This window comes from Acinetobacter sp. WY4 (assembly GCF_018438165.1).
Lineage (GTDB): Bacteria > Pseudomonadota > Gammaproteobacteria > Pseudomonadales > Moraxellaceae > Acinetobacter.
The window spans coordinates 847,449-866,730 of record NZ_CP053947.1 but is presented as its reverse complement, the minus strand read 5'-3'; the positions used below and the strand labels follow the sequence as shown (position 1 = coordinate 866,730).

Genomic DNA, 19,282 nt, shown 5'->3' with positions numbered 1-19,282 from the left:
CTAAGAAACACGACCAGTGTTCCATTAACCTTTCTTTTCTACATATTGTCCAACATGCTCACGCATGTGCCGACTCAAGTTTTCGCAATGAGCATCCCGACTGAAAAAAATCGAAATGTTTTAGGATTCGCTTTAAGCTAGCTATCTCATTTAATACAAATCTTACTATGAAGATTGGTATCACAATTTCCGCAAGTAAATACTTGCTTTATATGCGCTACTCACCATCGCTCCCACACTGAAAAAATACAGCAGACTTTTAACCAATTTAAGCCTTTTTATTCAGTGCTTCCCAAGTTATTTCAAAGTGTCTTAATGTGCAGACCGTTTATCCTCTCGCCTGTATACATGCTTCCTGTTTCCCCCGACCGTAGTTCCTTAAAAAATATCGGGATATGATGTATACACAACTTTGTAAAGGGTAAAACTCTTACACTCCAATCAGCATCTATCGATTAATGCCGTTACACGTTTAAGCTATCCAGCGACCCATTCAGCTTGCGCAAAATGGTGCCAGCTTTTCCAGCGTTAGCCTCAAAGCCCTAGTACCTTACGGCACTCTCAGCAGCCATCGTGATTGGAAATGAGCATACTTTTCCAAGTAAAAAAACTTGTTCGATCAAGCATACACATTCAGCTATTAACGGAGACTATCGCACATCCTATGCTGCTCCTGACTGTATCACTTTAAACAGGGTTTCAATGATCCACTATTTTCATAATTTCACACCTAATCTGGCTATTACTAACCAAATGACCATTTCACGATAAATCGCTTATAGGCTCCCGTTTCCTTGTCGCCCAACCACTTTTTATTTGCTTGGAACTCTTAAAAAGTGAATGAACGGATAGAAAAAGGATATTGCAATCCTCTAGCCCCCGTTGCAACGTACCGAGCGAGGTTTCCCCAGCAGTCCGCTACATCGGCAGTATGAAGATGGTTAGTCTTATACTCAGGGCAATATGTATCAAAGTTTTTGAATGGTGGTCAGCCATTCAAACCACTTCAAAAAAGAAAGTTGGAATGGATGGTCAATCCACAATTCGATTGATATGCCGTCATATTATCAGAATAAATTTAATATATCAATATTATTGATATATTATTTAAACAAGTATAAGATTTGTTGATCAAGTTTCGTAATGCGCACTTGGAACTACTTTATTGTCACCTTACAACGTGAGGTGACAGTGCTAGCGCAATTTGATCAATGCTGATTGCTGACGCGCTCAGCAAAATGGGAAATGTAGAGAAAATTATTGTTGATGAACAATTCAAAAATGAATGAAGAAATTTGGATTTAAGTGGATTGTTGATTGACATCAAAAGTGCATAGTTGGATGACATAAAATGATTGATTACAGCCCCCACACAAAATACACCGCACAAAAAATTCAAGATAAGGTCACCAGAGGATCATATTTTTATTGCAAATTTATAGTGCAAACTAAGTTAGGTGAAATTGATATTGAAAAGATTATTCATAAATTAACCGAAAGATACTTATTAAATTTAACCAGTCGGCAAAGAACATATCGATTAAAACAAGGATTACCTGTCGCTGATCTTATTGTTCAAGACATTCTTTATAAAGATGCATGGTTATTTGTCTTGTTGATCAAAACCCCTAATAGCCATCGTCACAGCAAAGAAACCATAGGTAAAGTGACTTCAACAACTAGTTCAGCATATACATCAAAAGATAAAATTGCTGAACTTGAACCTGTCATCTGGGACAAAATTACAGTCGGGCAAGAATTAACTTTTATCCGTCATTACTATAAAGACAATGAACAGTTTAATTTCATATTGAATAAACCCTATCTATGCTTAGATTTCGGGAAATGTGAGGCTGAATTAGTACGGTTAAGCCATAAAAAGTATGCTGAACATCAAACTAAGTTTTACCGTAAAAGTAATAAGAATTTCTCATGGACGTGGCGATTTAAGAAAACTGAAATAGAAAAACAAAAAAGAGAATTAACACATATTCTCAATCGAGTTATTTCACAAAAAGATCAGACTAAAGCGGTAAATGATCTTCTTGCATGGCAGAATTATTTTAAAGTTTATGCTGTATTCAGAGGCAATCGACAACAGGCGGGACGTTTATATACCTTCGGGAAACTATTCTTTTTCAGTCGGAAAAGACAACGATGGGATCAGGTGCAAATGCCTGTGATGAACTTAACAATCATCGCGCGATATGAAACCTATGCGGATTCTTATACTGAATATTGTATGCGTAGATATTTTTATGAATCCTTTGAAGTTGAACTTCCACGAGAGATTTCAAAAGCGGAAAATTGGCAGTTAATCAGTGACTACATTGAAGCGCAGGGTTTATAAATTTAATATCAGGTTTGAGCTAGTACAACTAATCCTAGCATGTTTTACAGAGCTCACTTGTCTTAAACATATGACTTTACTTCCACTTAGTAATCAGTGAAATTAGTCTCTATAGCAAGAAATATGATCACTCATGATTAAAAATATGGATTCATTCAAACTGACTTATATATATTTCTTTCCAGTGGTCTTTTTTCCATTTTTAAATATTTATCAATTTAGAAATGATATGGACATTAAATCTTGGTTATTTAGAAATTTGCTTGTCAGTTTTATAGTTATTTTGATCCCACTATTTCTTAATTTAAGTATGATCATTACCAAGTTTTTATACAAGGATCAGGATAAAAATACAGAATATCGTGTAATAGGTTTAGGGTTACTATGTTTTGTATTTCTCACAGGAAGCAACTATTATCAATTTCATAAATTCACAGTCGGAACAGACCTATCCATTGACTATTATCGTATGGCATTGATGCTAAGCTTTCTAACTGCCTGTTTCATATCTAGCCTATACTTCACATTGAAATATAAAAAATATTCACAAACATACTTAGTAAACTTCAATACAAAAACAATGAGATTGATGGCAAGTACAGCTATAACATTCCTAATTACAATGATTGCTTTTTTTGTTGTCTAGGGCTTATTCGTAATTAGAAATCATTCTTTTTAAAATCCTATTATTTTTAGGGGAGGAGATTGCCAGCTTCCACGTCATATCTCAAAAACTGAGGATTAGAAATTAATTAATGCATATATTGATGCTGAAGATGACCAACTTTAACAAACTGCCTTATTATTTATTTTAGTTATAACTATTTGTTTAAGAATCTATAATTCTGATATTAGGCTTAATTTAAATTATGATTATATAAGCCTGTTAATCATTTTAAAACCCAAATTAAACGAAATATATCAATATTATTGATATAGGGTTGGTACGACAAATTTTGTCTTTCTATTTCCAATTTTGCTGAAAAAACTTTAATTTTCGGTACACTAGTCATGTTTTATTCTTTTCATCGGACTTCTATAACAATGACCCAGGTGCAACTACAACAGTTACAAAAACAACTCTGGAATATTGCCAATACTTTGCGCGGCACCATGGGGGCAGATGAATTCCGTGATTACATTTTGGGTTTTATTTTCTTTAAATATTTATCAGAAAAGTCGGTTAATTTTGCTAATGAATTGCTGGATGGTGAAGACATCAGCTTTCTTGAACTGGATGAAAACAATCCTGAGCATGTGCCTTATATCGAAGAAATCAAAAAGAATGCCATTGCCGAAGTTGGTTATGCACTGACCCCGAAACAGCTGTTCCATACGCTGGCCGAGCGTGGCCGTCAGGGCGAATTCATTCTGGATGATTTAACTGCGACCTTAAAATCGATTGAGCAAAGTACTTTGGGAACCGACTCTGCCGATGACTTTGCCAATCTGTTTGAAGATCTGGATCTGAACTCAACCAAGCTCGGTAACAATGCCAGCGACCGTAATGCACTGGTGGCCAAAGTCCTCAGCCATTTAGATGATATTGATTTTGATATTTCCAATACCGAAGCCGATGTACTGGGTGATGCCTACGAATACCTTATTGGTGAATTTGCTTCTGGTGCCGGGAAAAAAGCTGGTGAGTTCTATACTCCGCAAACAGTATCAACCTTACTGGCCAAGATTGTCACCCAAGGCAAGGAGCGTTTACGTTCGGTCTATGACCCGACCTGTGGTTCAGGTTCTTTATTGCTGCGAGTGAAGCGTGAAGTTAAAGATGTGGACATGATTTACGGTCAGGAGATGAACCGTACCACCTACAACTTGGCGCGGATGAACATGATTCTGCATGATGTGCATTTTGCCAAGTTTGACATCAAGCAGGAAAACACTTTAACCCGTCCGCAGCATTTAGATAAAAAGTTTGATGCAGTAGTCGCCAACCCTCCATTCTCTGCTAACTGGTCAGCCGATCCTTTATTTCTACAAGATGAACGCTTTGCCGCTTATGGCAAACTGGCACCGAGTTCCAAAGCGGATATGGCCTTTGTACAGCACATGCTGTATCAACTGGATGACAATGGCACCATGGCAGTCGTCTTGCCGCATGGCGTTTTGTTCCGTGGTTCCAGTGAAGGTGTGATTCGTCAGTACCTGATTGAGCAGATGAACGTGGTGGATACCATCATCGGTCTGCCTGCCAATATCTTCTATGGCACATCAATTCCGACCTGTATTTTGGTGCTGAAGAAAAACCGTGAGCATAGCGGTAATATTCTGTTTATTGACGCCAGCAACGAGTTTGAAAAGCAGAAGAATCAAAACAAGCTGTTGCCTGAGCATTTAGACAATATTATTGCGGCCGTTGAAAAGCGTCAAGAAATTGAAAAATACGCGCATGTAGCAACTTTACAGCAAGTCAAAGACAACGATTACAACCTGAATATTCCGCGTTATGTGGATACCTTTGAAGCGGAAGCTGAGATTGATCTGGATGCGATTGCCCAACAGCTTCAACAGCTGGAAAAAGACAGTCAAAAAACCGATGCGGTAATTGCGGAGTTTTGCAAAGAGCTTGGGATTGCTTCACCGTTTGCGGAGGTGAAGTGATGACTACACCAAAGTTAAGATTTAAAGAGTTTAATGGGGATTGGGACATCAACCACCTAGGAGATAGTTTTAGCTTGTTTTCAGGTTATGCTTTTCCTAGTACAGCATCATCAGATAAAGGTGTGCGTTGGTTAAAGATTGCTGATGTCGGTATTCAAGAAATGACCCCTAATAATATGTCATTTTTACCAGAAGAATATTTAGAAAAATATTCTCAGTTTGTTGTAGATAAAAATGATTATGTCATTGCTCTTACACGTCCTATTTTGAATAAAAAATTAAAAATATCAAAAGTTGGAGAAATGTATCATGGTGCATTGCTAAACCAACGTGTTGCAAAGATTGTTAGCAAAAATAATAACTTGAATTTTATTTATTCGCTTTTACAAAAATCAAAAACCGTTGAAGAGTTAGAAAATTCTATTTCAGGAACTGATCCACCTAATTTATCGCTTAATGATGTTAAGGACATTCGACTTGGGTTTCCTTCCATAAAAGAACAAACCAAAATAGCCACTTTCCTTTCCGCGGTAGATGAAAAGATCAGCCAACTGACTCAAAAACATCAGCTGCTTAGCCAATATAAACAAGGCATGATGCAAAAGCTGTTTAGTCAGCAGCTTCGTTTTAAAGCGGATGATAGAAGTGAGTTTGGGAAGTGGGAGGAGAAAAAAATTGGTGATATTTTTAAGGTGACATCAGGTGCTACTCCTTTGCGTAGTGATGAGCGTTTTTTTAAAGATGCAGATATTGATTGGGTGAAAACAACGGATCTTAATAATGGTAAGATCCTACAAACTGAAGAAAAAATTTCTCAGTTTGCTCTCAAAGAGACGTCTGTAAAAATATTACCAAAAGGAACTGTTTTTGTTGCGATGTATGGCGGTTTTAATCAAATTGGTCGGACTGGACTTTTAGTTAAAGAAGCTGCTTGTAATCAAGCATTATCAGCAATTTATCCAAATGAAAAAATCAATTCATATTTTCTTTTAACTTATTTTAATTATAAAGTCCTAGATTGGAAAAATTTTGCAGCTAGTAGCCGAAAGGATCCTAACATTACGAAAAGTGATGTTCTAGCTTTTCCTTTTATATATCCAACAGATTTAGAAGAACAAACCAAAATCGCCAATTTCTTATCGAGTATCGACCAAAAAATTGAAGTCGTGACGCAACAAATTGAACAGGCCAAGACTTGGAAAAAAGGCTTGTTACAGCAGATGTTTGTGTAGGGGGGAGAATGAACTCATTTTTTTTGGAAAAATTAGCGATAGTAGCTGGTCATGCTAGTTTAAACGTAATAGATAATTTTACCTTGAATGCTGGCTCAACTATTAAAAATGCGATATCAGATGTTGTAGATTATACGCGTAAATGTAACGATGCTCTGTTATATCTTAGAATTAAAACATTTATTGAATCTACTACATTAGATGAAGAGGAAGTAAATACATTTTTAGCTGAAAATTCGGATAACTTTTTACTGGGGTTGGAAGTTTTAAAAACATTAGAACAAACAATAACTAACCAGCAAGCTGAAATGACTGCAAGAAATTTTACATTAATGGTTAGACGTAGAATATCTTTGGAAATGTATTATAAAGTCCAGCATATAATATTAAGGCTCAATGGTTACCTCTTAACGGAATTAAGAAAAGATGCTCCTAATTTCGAAGATTCACTAATGAGATATGGTCTAGATTATCAATACTATGATCCAGCTTTTATGTTTAATCATGATCCATCTGAGGATGAAAAATTAATTTATAGATTTGAGAATAATATCCGTAAATATTTATCAGAAGATATTAAAAGTAGTTCAATACAGGATTATCTTGCTTTTGATTTTGTAACACAGATCACTACAGAAGCAATGGCTGGAGCAACACATATTCCATTGCCTAAATATCGTAAGACACCTTTTTTATTATGGTTCTACTTTAATATTTTTGAAACAAGGTTTTAGAATGACACATGGTAAAAGTATTAAATTGTTCCTTGTAGATGGTTCTCCAAATGGAATTCTCACAGCTGAAATCATTAACTGGACTGGTCATGTGCTTTCAGCACCACGAACTAAACTGTCAGAGCTGATACAGCGTGAGGAGTGCTCTAGGACGGGTGTTTACTTTCTTGTAAGTTATGATCCTGAAAATCCGCTGTATCCCAAAGTTTATATTGGCGAATCGGATGATGTTGCAAATCGCTTAAAACAGCATAACCGTACTGAAGAAGCCGGTGGAAAAGACTTTTGGGAAAAGGTCTGTTTAGTTACAGGAAAAGATCAGAACATTACCAAGACACATATCAAGTATTTGGAAAGCCATCTTATCGAAATTGCGAAAAAGAATGGTCAATGCCAGTTATTAAATGGAACTGCACACCAGTATTGTCGTTTACCAGAATCTGACACGGCGGACATGGAGTATTTTCTTGAACAAATACAGGTAGTACTACCCGTATTGGGTTATGAGTTCTTAAAAGAAATGAAGCATCCAAGTGATGTATTGAAAGTCCAAGATAAATTGATAAATCCTCGAATTGAGGATGCGATATTTTACCTATCTGTAAAAGATGTAGATGCGAAAGCCCAGGTCATAGATGGTGAATTTTATGTTTTGAAAGGATCTAAAGTGCGTCCAGAAGTTAGTCAACCAAATCACAATTACATGAAGAACTTACGTCCTGTATTGTTGGCAAATGGGGTCATTGATCCAAATATATTCGAATTTACACAAGACTATTTGTTTTCAAGCCCATCTGCTGCTGGTGCAGTGATTTTAGGCCGTGCATCAAATGGTCGTAAAGAATGGAAAAATAGCTCTAATCATTTGTCATATGAAGAATGGCAGCAGAATCAAGTAGAACAAATTTCACTTTAGTAAATAGATTAGATTGAGTTTTAATAATGAATGATGATGTATTGGGGCATTATAAAAAATTATTAGAGGCAGCCAAAAAATATAAAGTGCCACCTCGTGAAAAAACATTTTTTGATACGGCAATTCGTAAGCATTATGAAAACCCAACTACAGAGTTGCTTAGCTATTTTCTGAATCCAGAGAATGATCATGGTCTGGGTTCTGTATTTTTTGATGGCTTGACTGATGCTGTGAATGCACTCAATCCATCTGTCGAAGCAGATGATTATGGATCGGCGAAAAAAATTTCAACTGAAGTTCCGACAGCTTCTGGGAGTCGTATCGATTTACTTATTGAAAGTGATAAAGCTATATTTTTAATTGAATGTAAAGTCAAACATATTCAAAACAATCCTTTTACAGATTATGAGACTCATATTGCTGACAAGTTTGCCGAGTTAAAGCCATTTAAAATCGTATTTTGTATCGATGGAAAAACCAATGTAGAAGGTTGGTCTGGGCTTGCGTTTAGTGTGTATGCAGAATATGTAAGAACGTATTTATCACAAGTAATGCTGAAAAATCCTTACAACAAATGGGGACTGTTCGCGAGAGAGTTTTTAATGCATTTAGAGCATTTTGGGGAAAAGAGAATGAATGATCAAGAATATAATTTTGTGCAGAACAGCTATAAAGATATATCTGCTTTAATTCAATTAAAGGAAGACTTTCTGAATGAAACGGCTAGTCTAATAAATACAAAATTGGAAACTAGTATTGAAAGCTATGAACCATATAGTCGGTCATATACATGGGGTACCGATCAACAAAAATATGATGCTATCGATTTCTCAAGTGACCAATGGAAACAAACAAATAGTTCAGCAGTTCTAAGCTTTTTTATTGATACATGTCCTTTAAAATGTTCCATCTATTTGTTCCTTCATCATCCCACTGATGATTTAATTAATAAGATCAAAGAGTCACTTAATATTAATATCCTCCAAGCATCGAACTATAATGAATTTTTAAAAAAGAAAGCTGAGTGGTGGTTAGGTTGGGAGAATATCCCTTTTGAAATTGATGAAATATCTAACAAAATTCTAGAAATCAGTAAGATTTTACACAAAGTTGAAACAGTTTGGCGAAATGCAAAGGTTCAAAAGGTATGAGTGTTCAAAGCGAATACCAACTTGAAAATGAACTGATTGGCCAGTTACAGCAACTGGGTTATGCCTCAGTCACGCTCAAGGACGAAAGCCAGCTACTGTCTAACCTGAAAACCCAGATTGAACGTGCCAATGGAATAGCACCACTGTCGACAACCGAGTGGAAACAGGTCATCAGCTTTTTGAATACTGGCACAGTGTTTGAACGGGCCAAGAATCTGCGCGATCTGTTCCCGGTCAAATTTGATGATGGCAGCAGTAAGCACATCTTTTTCCTGTCAGATGATCCAAGCAAAAACATCTATCAGGTGACCACTCAAATCACCATCGATCACCGCGACCATAACGGCCGTACCAGCCGTTTCGATGTGACCTTATTGGTCAATGGTCTGCCGCTGGTTCAGATTGAGCTGAAAAAACGCGGCATGGAAATCGCCGAAGCCTTTAACCAGACCCAGCGTTATACCCGTGAAGCCTATTGGGCCGGACAGGGCCTGTTTGGCTTTGTCCAGTTATTTGTCATCAGTAATGGTGCCAATACCCGTTATTACTCCAACGGCACTACCTGCATCGAGTTTGCCTTTCCTTGGGCCGATGTCAGCAACAAACATATCAATGAAATTGTCGATTTTGCTGATGCTTTTCTGAATCAGCAACATCTGACCCAAATGCTGACCCAGTATATGGTCATGCTGGAAACCACGAAAAGCTTGATGGTGCTGCGTCCTTATCAGATCTATGCGGTACAGAAAATTATCCAGCATGTTCAAAACTCGGATCAGAATGGCTACATCTGGCATACGACCGGTTCAGGCAAGACCCTGACTTCGTTTAAAGCCAGCCAGATTATCATGCAGATGCCGGATGTAGAAAAGGTTCTGTTTGTGGTAGACCGGAATGATCTGGATACACAAACTTCCCGCGAATTTAATGCCTTTAAAGCCGAGAGTGTTGATAGCACCGATAGCACCCATACTCTGGTTAAGCAGCTCGATCAACGCCATGACAAGCTGATTGTGACCACCATCCAAAAGTTGAACAGGGCCATCAGCACTGACCGCTATCTGGAATATATCGACTACCTGAAAGACAAAAAAGTGGTGTTTATTTTTGATGAATGTCACCGCAGCCAGTTTGGTGAAACCCATCAGAATATCAAGAAGTTCTTTGGCAATGCCCAGATGTTTGGCTTTACCGGAACCCCGATCTTTGAAGAAAACAGCCAGTCTAAAGCCGGGTTGAAACTCACCACAGACTACCTGTTCAATGAATGCCTACATCAGTACGTGATCGTGGATGCTATACGTGACCGTAACGTGCTGCAGTTCCAGATTGATTATCGGGGCAAATATACCGCTAAGGGCATGCAGAACAACCTCAAATATAATGATGAAGTCGAAGGGATTGATACCCGAGAGCTATACGACAATCCGCAGCGTCTGGAAATGATTGTGAGTTATATTGTCGATACCCATGACACTAAAACCCGTAACCGTGAATTTACCGCGATGTTCTGTGTCAGCTCGGTTGATACTCTGACCCAGTACTACGAACTGTTTGAAAAGGTCCAGGCGGAGAAGCAGCAACAGGATGAAGAGCAGGGCAGGCTATTTAAACCGCTAACCATAGCCACTATTTTCTCCTACGAGGCCAATGAAGTCGTGCCGGTAGATGAGCAAAACGGACTGATCTATGAAGAAGCAGCGGATATTCCCACCCAGATCAATCCGTCCAGCCGTGACAAGCTGGATCGCTATATTGCCCAGTACAACCAGCAGTTTAAAACTAACTACAACTCTGGTGATCAGTTCTATGCCTATTACCGGGATATTGCAGATCGGGTCAAGAAAAAGCAGATCGATATTCTGCTTGTGGTGAATATGTTCCTGACCGGTTTTGATTCCAAGCCACTGAATACGCTGTATGTCGATAAAAATTTAAAATATCATGGCCTGATTCAGGCCTTTTCACGCACCAATCGCGTCTTTAACGACAAAAAACCTTTCGGCAACATCATTTGTTTCCGTAACCTGAAACGCGCCACCGATGAAGCACTGGCACTATTTTCCAATAAAGAAGCGCAAAAAGTAGTGCTGGTGCCGAGCTATGAAAAAATCCAGCAGGACTATGAAGCAGCGGTACAGAAGCTGCTGAAGATCACCCCGGATTATCAAAGTGTCGACGAGCTCATCACTGAAGATCAGCAGCTGGCATTCATTAAAGCCTTTCGTGAAGTGATGCGTTACAACGCCCAGCTGCAAACCTTTATTGAATATGACCAGGACCAGACCGCACTGGATAAACAGCACTTTGCCAACTTTGCCTCCAAGTATGCCGACCTATGTCGAGATGTGCGTAAGACCACCAAAAAAGAAAAAGTCTCGGTACTGGACGATGTCGATTTTCAGCTGGACTTGCTACACAGTGACCGCATCAATGTCGGCTATATCATCAACTTGCTTCAACTGGCTGTTAACAGTGAAGATGAGGGTAAACGTAAAAAGTACGAAGCACAGGTGCATGATTTGATCAGTAATGAAGTTACCCTGCATGACAAGCAAGAATTGATTCAGAAGTTCATTGAAGAAAACATGCCGAAGATAATTAATGGGCAGAGCGTGCAAACCGCCTTTGCTGCTTTCTGGGACACTGAAAAAGAACAGGCCTATCAGCATCTCTGCAAAGAAGAAAACCTGAAACCGGAAGCAATGAAGCAGGTTCTGAAACATTATGAGTTCACCAAACGCTTACCACGGAAGGAAGAACTGAAAGACTTGCCAAACTATAAGGTTAAGCTGTTTGAGCGGGAGAGCATTTTTAGCAATTTGCTGGTCAAGACACGCAAGTTGATTGAAAAATTTTATACTGGTTTATAAATCAGTAACGCAGAATTTTAATTTGAGATAATTAAATGGAAAGAGTTAGACAAGAAGACAAAGAAGAAGTAGCTATATTTCTAAAAAAATATAACAAAATTAATAGTAAATTTATGAAAACTAAATTTATAAGTAATAATGTAAAATTTAAAACTTACCTTAGTATTGAGGAAAAGGATTTCTATGTTGAGAAAATTTATTTATTGTTGGAGGATGAGCCTTTTAGAAAAATATTGGAATGTGATTTAAAGCTAAGTGATTTAATTCTTTTTTCTAAAAAATATTATGCATCAATAGAGTATAAGAAAAAATTAGATAGTGGTGCAGCATATAGTGGAACAGAATTAAAAAATTGGCTCAGCAAGCTTGAGTCAGCAAAAAATAAAATGACAAATTTATTAAATACATCGCCGCTATTGAAAACTAGGACAGCAGTTTTTTATTTAAGTTCAAGCTATGTTAATAAAATTGTGAATTATTTGAGAAAAGAAAAAATAATTGCTGTTATAGATATGGAAATGATAGATGTAAGATTTCATGAACTAAAAGAATATGCAAAAAAATATGATAATAAAGATGTTGATGATTTTATTAATTTTATGAAAGATAATAATTATATTTCTCCTTTAAGTGGGATGGAAGATGATGTAAAAACACCAGAAAATAAATTTTTAAAAAAATTTAATGATAGTGTGGTGAGTGGAAAAATATATAATAAATTAATTGATTATGTTGAGTTTGTGGATAGTGATTTGCTTGATTTTTTTTACAAAAAAATAGAAACAGAAATATTAAATATGAACTCTCCACGAGTTGATAATACATCGCATAGAACATTCTTTATTAAAAGCATGTGGGATATTGATGGGAAGGCAGAGATTTTCCCAAATAAAAGACCATACAATATAAATATAATTTCTAAATTAATTCAAATTTTTTACACCGATTTAGATGTACTAAATGATGATGCCGCAAAGGCTAAAGTTAATGAAATATTAAAAATAAAATAATTTATTTCAATTGCTTAGGTTTTTTTTGGAAAAACATTAAAAAAACCTAGGGGCTTATAACTTCAAAAAAAACCATGATGGTTCTAGCATTGTTATTGGAGCTCACAAATGCTTTTGAAGATTAAAGATGTTTGCCGTATTCTAAAAATTAGTAGAAATACGCTATATAACTTGCAACAAAAAGATTCTTCATTTCCGAAGCCAATAAAATTTGGAGATAAAAAACAAGCTAGAATTTTTTATCGTGAAAATGAAATAAAAAATTGGGTTTTGAGTTTAAATCCTTCAAATTCTGAGCTGGAGGGTGAAAAATGAATGCAAAAATCATTTTTAACGCACCATTTGCAGCAAGCACCGATCCGGTGACAGGCAATACAACCGAATATCATTCGATTGAAGATTTTGCAAAAGGCTGTATTGATGAGCAGAATCTCAAAGTTAAGCCTGAAAGCTATATCCATCCTGAATTGCCGGAATATAACTGCGAAGAAAGCACTGTTTTTCCTTTTGTAAACCCCCAGCAGCTTAATGAGGTTATTGGTTATCGAGTTGGTGGAATTGCGAAGAAATGGGATATAAGTCAGACACCACACAAAGAGATTGATTCTAAAAAAGTATCTTTTTTAATTGGTAAAGAAGGAATCCTTGCAAGTATTAAAAATACTACCTATATGCCATATGTTTTAGGTACTGATAGCACGGAGTTATTTGTAAAACTTGCTAAGGCTGGTGAATCAGTCGTATTCCATTCTGATATTGATGTAGCGTATCGGATTATCAATAACGGTATGCCTGAAACAATACTTAAAATGCTGGTGGGCGAAAAAACTCCAGTCAATAATGCACATTTATTTATTCAGGCGGATGATGATTTAAAAAATTTAAGTTCCAATCTTATTAAACGCTTTTTCTACAAGGAAAGAGAGCGGATTTTAAAATCACTTGAATCTGATCCAATCGCACAGCCTCAAGTTGAGGAAATGCCAGCGGATCGGAAGGCTGCAAATTTGAATAGCTGGCAAGCTCCAGTGAGTTTAAGAAATGATACTTTGATTCAGTCAAAACCTTATCCGATTAATGAGCTACCGGAAGTCTTGAGAAATGCAATTCTTGCAACCGCTGAATATGTCCAAGCTCCGGTTGCAATGGCTGCTCAATGTGTTTTAGCCAGTATTTCATTTTTAGCACAAGGTAAGGTGAATGCCCCCAAAGAAACCAACAGGGAAGGGATGCCGTCATCATTATTCTTTTTAACTGAGGGCGGTAGCGGTGGGCGTAAGTCATCGTGTCAAAAGTTGGTTGAATTACCAATTAGGGAGCATGAACGCCAGCAAAATGATGAGTACAACAAAAAGCTGGATGATTGGAATGCGACTTCAAAAACAATTGAATCAAAAGAGTTCACGCAATGGCTTTTAGATAATCCAAGACCAACGGATCCGACCAGCATCTTTTCCGACATTACTATCGAAACCTTAATCAAGTTTTATATTAAAGGAATTGTAAAAAATGCCTCACTCAGTAGCGATGAGGCAGGGCAATTCTTCGATGGGCACACAATGAAGGGCGACACGGCCAAAAGCGCTTTAGGTGCACTTACCAAATTATTTGATGATGGATATTGCCAAAGAAACCGCGCTTCATCTGATGATAATGGAACGGCTTATGATGTTCGCCTTACTTTCAACTTACTTGGGCAACGTGCGGTACTGGCTGGAGCTTTAAATGATCCGATATTAAGAGGGCAGGGCTTTTTACCACGATTTATTTTAGCTGCTCCAGAGAGCATTGCTGGGCAAAGAACGCATACAGTTGAATTTAGGCAAAAGTTGAAAAATTCACACAATGACCCACGGCTAACAAAATTTTGGAATCGCTGTAGAGATATTTTAAAAGATGAGTTGCCAGTCCTCTTAAATGATTCAGGAGAGGTTCCATATTTTCCAGTTATGCAGCTATCTAGTGAAGCAGAGTTATTAGAGCTTGAGTTCTACAATGAGTGTGAGATTTTGCAGGGTAGCGGAAAACAGTTTGAATTTATGCAGCCTTTTGCCAGTCGTGCAAACGAGCTTGCCAGACGTTTGGGCGCTGTCTTAGCTTACTTTGAAAACAAGTCTGAAATTGATGTGGAAGTTATGCAAGCAGCTTGCGCCATCATTCGACATTCATTGTCTGAGTGGTTCCGATATTCAGATATTGAGGTAGCTGATGAGAGCGATTCTGAGAAGCTGCTCAAGTATCTTTTGATCAAGTGCAAGAAGGGAAAAACCAACCGACTGCAAAAAACGGTAGCAATGAAAGGTGCACCGCTTCAGATAAGAAAAGCGAAGGAATTTGACCCATGTTTAAATGAGTTGATCGAGTTTAATTATGTGCGTCTGGTGACAATTAACCGCTCCACTTACATCGAATTAAATCCGGCATTGCTGAAATAGTTGCGATTTTTCGATTTATGGCTGAAACCCCCATGGCACAAGGTTATCCATGTTGCAAAGGGTGTGCGATTCCAATGCGGAGTATGCGACATGAACGGCTAGATATCGCATGTGTCGCATACGAATCGCAAGGATAATGCGATGCGGAAAGCTAGACAAGGAAAGGATTACAGAGGAAAATCGCAAAATCTAAAATTTAGGAAGATATGAGACAATCTACATTCATTTTAAATACTAAAATCACTTCTAGGATAAAATCTAAAAGGGCTAATTTAGAAAAATAGCTAACATCTGTCAGAATATTATCTATTGAACGATGATATTAAATTAGTGCTGAATAAGTTCAACTATTAGTTTTAAGAAAAAATGAAAATAAATACAAAAAGTAACAAAAAACTCATGTATCCGTGTTTGTACCTTCTTCACAACATTAAAAATAAATAACTATAAAACAACTACTTAAATTAAAGTATGGTAACGTCTGGGCCCACCATATAAAACAACCCCTTACGTGCATTAATCGTAAGGGGTTTTTTGTTTTTGGATATTATGAAATCTGAAGTAAGCAATTCACTTAATTGATCGTCGTTCTTATCTCGAAGGACTTAAAATGGGTTGCCTCCACTGATAATGAACTTTTCTAGTTTGCCTTTCAATAAAGATTCTTCGTTACCAGCTTAATAAAAAAGCATCTCCCTCAGATATTACTTTTGTTATCTAAATTCCATAAACATCCTCTTTAATCAAAAAAAAGTCATATTTATGAAATAATTGTGATGTAGTTCAAAGAATATCTGCAAAAAAAGTGAAAAGTAGATGAAATGCATTTTACAACTGAAAAAATTATGCTAATTAATATGAGATGATTTTTTAGTCAAAAATCATGATGTTTCAGGACGGAATATCTTAAGAAGCGTATTAAAAAAATGATTAAACAGGAGTTTCAATGATGCTTCAGCTTTTAAGAAAATTGTTTTGTTTGCATATTTATGAATATGAGCAAATGCAAGAAATCGGGGAACACAGGGAGTGTCGTAAGTGCGGTACGAATAAGGACTAAAGTTTTTGCAAGAAAAGTGAGCAATGGCTCACTTTTTTATGCTTGTTATGGGCTAATTTCCGTTAAAATTAAAGGGAAATTTCATCACGATGAACAGGCATATGAGTAAAGATTTTCATGCAGATACCTATATCGTCGACAGCAACCTGGCAGATACGCTGCACTGGCTCAGCCTGCATCAAGATAGTTATGACTCCTTTAGCTATGATGCAGTCACGCAAGCGCTGATGGTGCATCATGCCAATGGAGTAGATCAAATCCGAGTCGGAGATTATCTGAATGCCCGTTATGGCATTTTAATTACTGCACATAACTTTTCTGCGAGTTCATCAACTTAAACAGTGATTAGCTTGCCATTGCATCTGTAGCCAGACTGCGAACACTTGGTTTTGGCTGTTCTGCAACTAAACCTAATTTTGCAAAAAGTTGCTGATCCCGGCCTTGGGATGTATTAGGGGTCGTCAGCAGTTTTTCACCAGAAAAAATAGAATTGGCACCAGCCATAAATGCCAAAGCCTGATCCGAATCGCTTAAGGATTCACGCCCTGCAGAAAGGCGAATATAGCTTTTAGGCATCAACAAGCGTGCTACAGCAATGGTACGAATCCATTCAATCACATCCAGTTTTTCTACATCTGCCATCGGTGTGCCTTCAATCGGCACCAACATATTAATTGGCACAGATTCAGGATGGATTGCCAGAGTTGCAAGCTCATATAACAAACCAATCCGGTCATCACGACTTTCGCCCAGACCCACAATACCGCCACTACAGACTTTCATACCAGCTTGACGCACATGATCCAGAGTATCCAGACGATCATCAAAGCTACGCGTGCTGATGATATGTGAATAGTATTCACGAGAAGTGTCCAGATTATGGTTGTAATAATCCAGTCCTGCATCTTTCAAGCGTTCAGCCTGTGATCCATTTAGCATCCCCAGTGTCATGCAGGTTTCCAGACCGAGTGCTTTAACTTCACGTACCATTTCCAGCACATAAGGCATATCGCGTTCATGCGGGTTGCGCCATGCAGCCCCCATACAAAAGCGTGAACTGCCTGATGCCAGCGCCTGTTTGGCTTCCTGAATCACTTTATCGACTGCAATGCGTTTTTCAGCTTCCAGTTTGGAATCATAATGCGCTGATTGTGAACAGTATTTACAGTCTTCAGGACATTTACCGGTTTTAATCGAAAGCAGGGTGCTCACCTGAACGGTATTCGCAGTGAAATGTTCACGATGAACCTGTTGCGCCTGGAACACTAAATCCATTAAAGGCTGTTGATATAGAGCTTGTATTTCTTCACGTGACCAATCATTACGTACCGCATCACTACTGTTCATCTCTTTCCCTATCTGTGCTTATTTATCATTCGGTTCATCTTAATAAAAATAAGCTTTTGCTTCACTAGCAAAATATGACCTTATATAAATGACAAAGCCCACACGAGGTGAGCTTTGTTTTTCAGTTGCCAGATTATTTATTACTGTGATTTCCATAAATATCCTGGCCATGCAGATCACTACGGTGCTGCTTGTTAAACACGCGCTGATCCTGTTCATGCTGATTGTTTTTTGGGGAATTAATCGGGCCATGTTGCGGCTGCTGCTGTTGTTGCTTCTGCTGGTCATGCTGAAGCTGCTCCAACAGTTCTTGATTTGGATTTTTTGATGACATCATCTTTCCTCCACTTCATTTCTGACTATTTTTATTTATGCCATAGTCTGAAACACGGGTGTGTAAGGCTTTTAAGTGAAACTGTGAATCTAGGTAAAGTTGAAATATATTTTTAAGGGCGATAAAAAATTAGCTGGATTTTGCCAGTTGTTCTTGAATAGCCCAATCGATATGTACCTGCACAATTTCATCATGTTGATTACGCTGTTGCTGAAGGGCCGGAATAATCTGCCCATCAAAGGGTGCATTGCCCAAACCAATGGCGATATTGCGCATAAAGCTTTGATAACCCGTACGACGCATCGGACTGCCTTCAGTCGCACTTAAAAAGGTGGCTTCATCCCATTGCCATAAATCCAGTAAACTCACTTGATCCAGTCCATGCCGCGGATGAAAATCCTCTATCGAGGTCACTTGGGCAAAACTGTTCCATGGACATATCAGCTGGCAATCGTCACAACCAAAAACCCGGTTACCAATTCCGCGTCGCAAATCTTCTGGAATAATGCCTTTATATTCGATGGTCAGATAGGCGATACAGCGGCGAGCATCTAACATATAAGGCTCGACAATGGCTTGAGTCGGACAGATGTCGATACACGCAGTACAGGAGCCACAATGTTTGGTCGCGGGTTCATCAAAGGGCAGTTCCAGTGAAGTAAACAGTTCACCCAGTACAAAGAATGAGCCTGATGTTTTATGAATCAGCAGGGTGTGTTTACCTGTCCAGCCCATGCCGGCACTTTCAGCCAGCGATTTTTCAAAAATGGGTGCAGAATCCGCAAAAGGACGTGATTCAAAATCTCCGATTTTTCCCCGGATTTTTGTCGCCAAGGTTTTCAGGCGACCGCGCATGGTTTTGTGATAATCTCGGCCACGAGCATAACGCGCGATAATGGCAGAGTTGGGTGCATAAGGGATATAACGTGGTTCTGGTGCGTCGACCAGATAATCCATACGCACACATATAATGCTACGTGTGCCGGGAACCAGTAAGGCGGGATTGGCACGTTTTTCCAGATTCTCTTCCAGAAACTTCATGTCACCATGATAACCACGATCCAGATATTCCTGTAAGCATGCTAATTCTGCTTGAGCATCTGGTTTGGCAATGACACAATCAGAAAAACCCAATTCTAAAGCCTGCGCTTTAATCCATGCTTTTAGCTCTGCTGGATCTTGTTGATAAACTTTAATTTGCGCTTGAGAATCGGGAGTTGCCATAAA

General features: G+C 38.1%; 13 protein-coding genes and 2 pseudogenes. 12 read left to right on the top strand and 3 right to left on the bottom strand.

The window, feature by feature from the left end:
• Positions 1–1,351: 1,351 nt before the first annotated feature.
• From G4D73_RS04035 to G4D73_RS03985, 12 genes and pseudogenes are all read left to right on the top strand, one after another.
• Entirely contained in the window at positions 1,352–2,350 is a 999-nt protein-coding gene (locus G4D73_RS04035) for a hypothetical protein (RefSeq protein ID WP_213687443.1), read from the top strand.
• Between the two features lie 1,044 nt (positions 2,351–3,394).
• On the top strand, positions 3,395–4,963 hold the full coding sequence (locus G4D73_RS04030) for a type I restriction-modification system subunit M (RefSeq protein WP_213687442.1): 1,569 nt from the start codon (positions 3,395–3,397) through the stop codon (positions 4,961–4,963).
• Positions 4,963–5,469 (top strand): annotated as a pseudogene (locus tag G4D73_RS15695) (restriction endonuclease subunit S); the annotation flags it as partial. The gene G4D73_RS04030 and the pseudogene G4D73_RS15695, both read left to right, overlap by 1 nt.
• A pseudogene (locus tag G4D73_RS15690) lies at positions 5,455–6,195 on the top strand (restriction endonuclease subunit S); the annotation flags it as partial. The pseudogenes G4D73_RS15695 and G4D73_RS15690, both read left to right, overlap by 15 nt.
• Entirely contained in the window at positions 6,159–6,929 is a 771-nt protein-coding gene (locus G4D73_RS04020) for a hypothetical protein (protein WP_213687765.1), read from the top strand. The pseudogene G4D73_RS15690 and the gene G4D73_RS04020, both read left to right, overlap by 37 nt.
• A gap of 1 nt (position 6,930) precedes the next feature.
• A complete protein-coding gene (locus G4D73_RS04015; protein ID WP_213687440.1) occupies positions 6,931–7,845 on the top strand; it encodes a GIY-YIG nuclease family protein in 915 nt (304 codons plus the stop codon).
• A 26-nt stretch (positions 7,846–7,871) separates the two neighbouring features.
• Complete coding sequence (locus G4D73_RS04010) at positions 7,872–8,996, top strand: PD-(D/E)XK nuclease family protein (protein WP_213687439.1); 1,125 nt, start codon at positions 7,872–7,874, stop codon at positions 8,994–8,996.
• Entirely contained in the window at positions 8,993–11,869 is a 2,877-nt protein-coding gene (locus tag G4D73_RS04005) for a type I restriction endonuclease subunit R (RefSeq protein WP_213687438.1), read from the top strand. The genes G4D73_RS04010 and G4D73_RS04005 overlap by 4 nt, the downstream gene beginning before the upstream one ends.
• A gap of 35 nt (positions 11,870–11,904) precedes the next feature.
• On the top strand, positions 11,905–12,879 hold the full coding sequence (locus G4D73_RS04000) for a hypothetical protein (protein ID WP_213687437.1): 975 nt from the start codon (positions 11,905–11,907) through the stop codon (positions 12,877–12,879).
• Between the two features lie 108 nt (positions 12,880–12,987).
• Positions 12,988–13,194: a helix-turn-helix transcriptional regulator gene (locus G4D73_RS03995; RefSeq protein ID WP_213687436.1), complete on the top strand. Its 207-nt coding sequence runs from the start codon at positions 12,988–12,990 to the stop codon at positions 13,192–13,194.
• Positions 13,191–15,314 carry a DUF3987 domain-containing protein gene (locus G4D73_RS03990; protein ID WP_213687435.1) on the top strand — a complete coding sequence of 708 codons (2,124 nt, stop codon included), beginning with the start codon at positions 13,191–13,193 and terminating at the stop codon, positions 15,312–15,314. Before G4D73_RS03995 ends, G4D73_RS03990 begins: the two co-directional genes overlap by 4 nt.
• Before the next feature lie 1,161 nt (positions 15,315–16,475).
• On the top strand, positions 16,476–16,712 hold the full coding sequence (locus tag G4D73_RS03985; RefSeq protein ID WP_034438286.1) for a hypothetical protein: 237 nt from the start codon (positions 16,476–16,478) through the stop codon (positions 16,710–16,712).
• Between the two features lie 7 nt (positions 16,713–16,719).
• On the opposite strand, the gene bioB is transcribed toward G4D73_RS03985, so the two are convergent.
• The 3 genes from bioB to queG all read right to left on the bottom strand — a co-directional run bounded on the left by bioB (position 16,720) and on the right by queG (position 19,279).
• Entirely contained in the window at positions 16,720–17,721 is a 1,002-nt protein-coding gene (gene bioB, locus G4D73_RS03980; protein ID WP_004278930.1) for a biotin synthase BioB, read from the bottom strand.
• A 133-nt stretch (positions 17,722–17,854) separates the two neighbouring features.
• Positions 17,855–18,058, bottom strand: coding sequence for a hypothetical protein (locus G4D73_RS03975; RefSeq protein WP_213687434.1), 204 nt, complete (start codon positions 18,056–18,058; stop codon positions 17,855–17,857).
• 126 nt (positions 18,059–18,184) lie between these two features.
• The gene (gene queG, locus G4D73_RS03970; protein ID WP_213687721.1) at positions 18,185–19,279 is read right to left on the bottom strand and encodes a tRNA epoxyqueuosine(34) reductase QueG; all 1,095 of its coding nucleotides are present in this window, start codon (positions 19,277–19,279) and stop codon (positions 18,185–18,187) included.
• Positions 19,280–19,282 lie beyond the last annotated feature (3 nt).

Bases quoted from the DNA above. Each gene is read 5' to 3' on its own strand.
- G4D73_RS03985 (WP_034438286.1), top strand. From the start codon at position 16,476: ATGAGTAAAGATTTTCATGCAGATACCTATATCGTCGACAGCAACCTG.
- G4D73_RS03975 (WP_213687434.1), bottom strand. From the start codon at position 18,058: ATGATGTCATCAAAAAATCCAAATCAAGAACTGTTGGAGCAGCTTCAG.
- G4D73_RS03995 (WP_213687436.1), top strand. From the start codon at position 12,988: ATGCTTTTGAAGATTAAAGATGTTTGCCGTATTCTAAAAATTAGTAGA.
- G4D73_RS04010 (WP_213687439.1), top strand. From the start codon at position 7,872: ATGAATGATGATGTATTGGGGCATTATAAAAAATTATTAGAGGCAGCC.
- G4D73_RS04000 (WP_213687437.1), top strand. From the start codon at position 11,905: ATGGAAAGAGTTAGACAAGAAGACAAAGAAGAAGTAGCTATATTTCTA.
- G4D73_RS04005 (WP_213687438.1), top strand. From the start codon at position 8,993: ATGAGTGTTCAAAGCGAATACCAACTTGAAAATGAACTGATTGGCCAG.
- G4D73_RS03990 (WP_213687435.1), top strand. From the start codon at position 13,191: ATGAATGCAAAAATCATTTTTAACGCACCATTTGCAGCAAGCACCGAT.
- G4D73_RS04030 (WP_213687442.1), top strand. From the start codon at position 3,395: ATGACCCAGGTGCAACTACAACAGTTACAAAAACAACTCTGGAATATT.
- G4D73_RS04015 (WP_213687440.1), top strand. From the start codon at position 6,931: ATGACACATGGTAAAAGTATTAAATTGTTCCTTGTAGATGGTTCTCCA.
- queG (WP_213687721.1), bottom strand. From the start codon at position 19,279: ATGGCAACTCCCGATTCTCAAGCGCAAATTAAAGTTTATCAACAAGAT.
- G4D73_RS04035 (WP_213687443.1), top strand. From the start codon at position 1,352: ATGATTGATTACAGCCCCCACACAAAATACACCGCACAAAAAATTCAA.
- bioB (WP_004278930.1), bottom strand. From the start codon at position 17,721: ATGAACAGTAGTGATGCGGTACGTAATGATTGGTCACGTGAAGAAATA.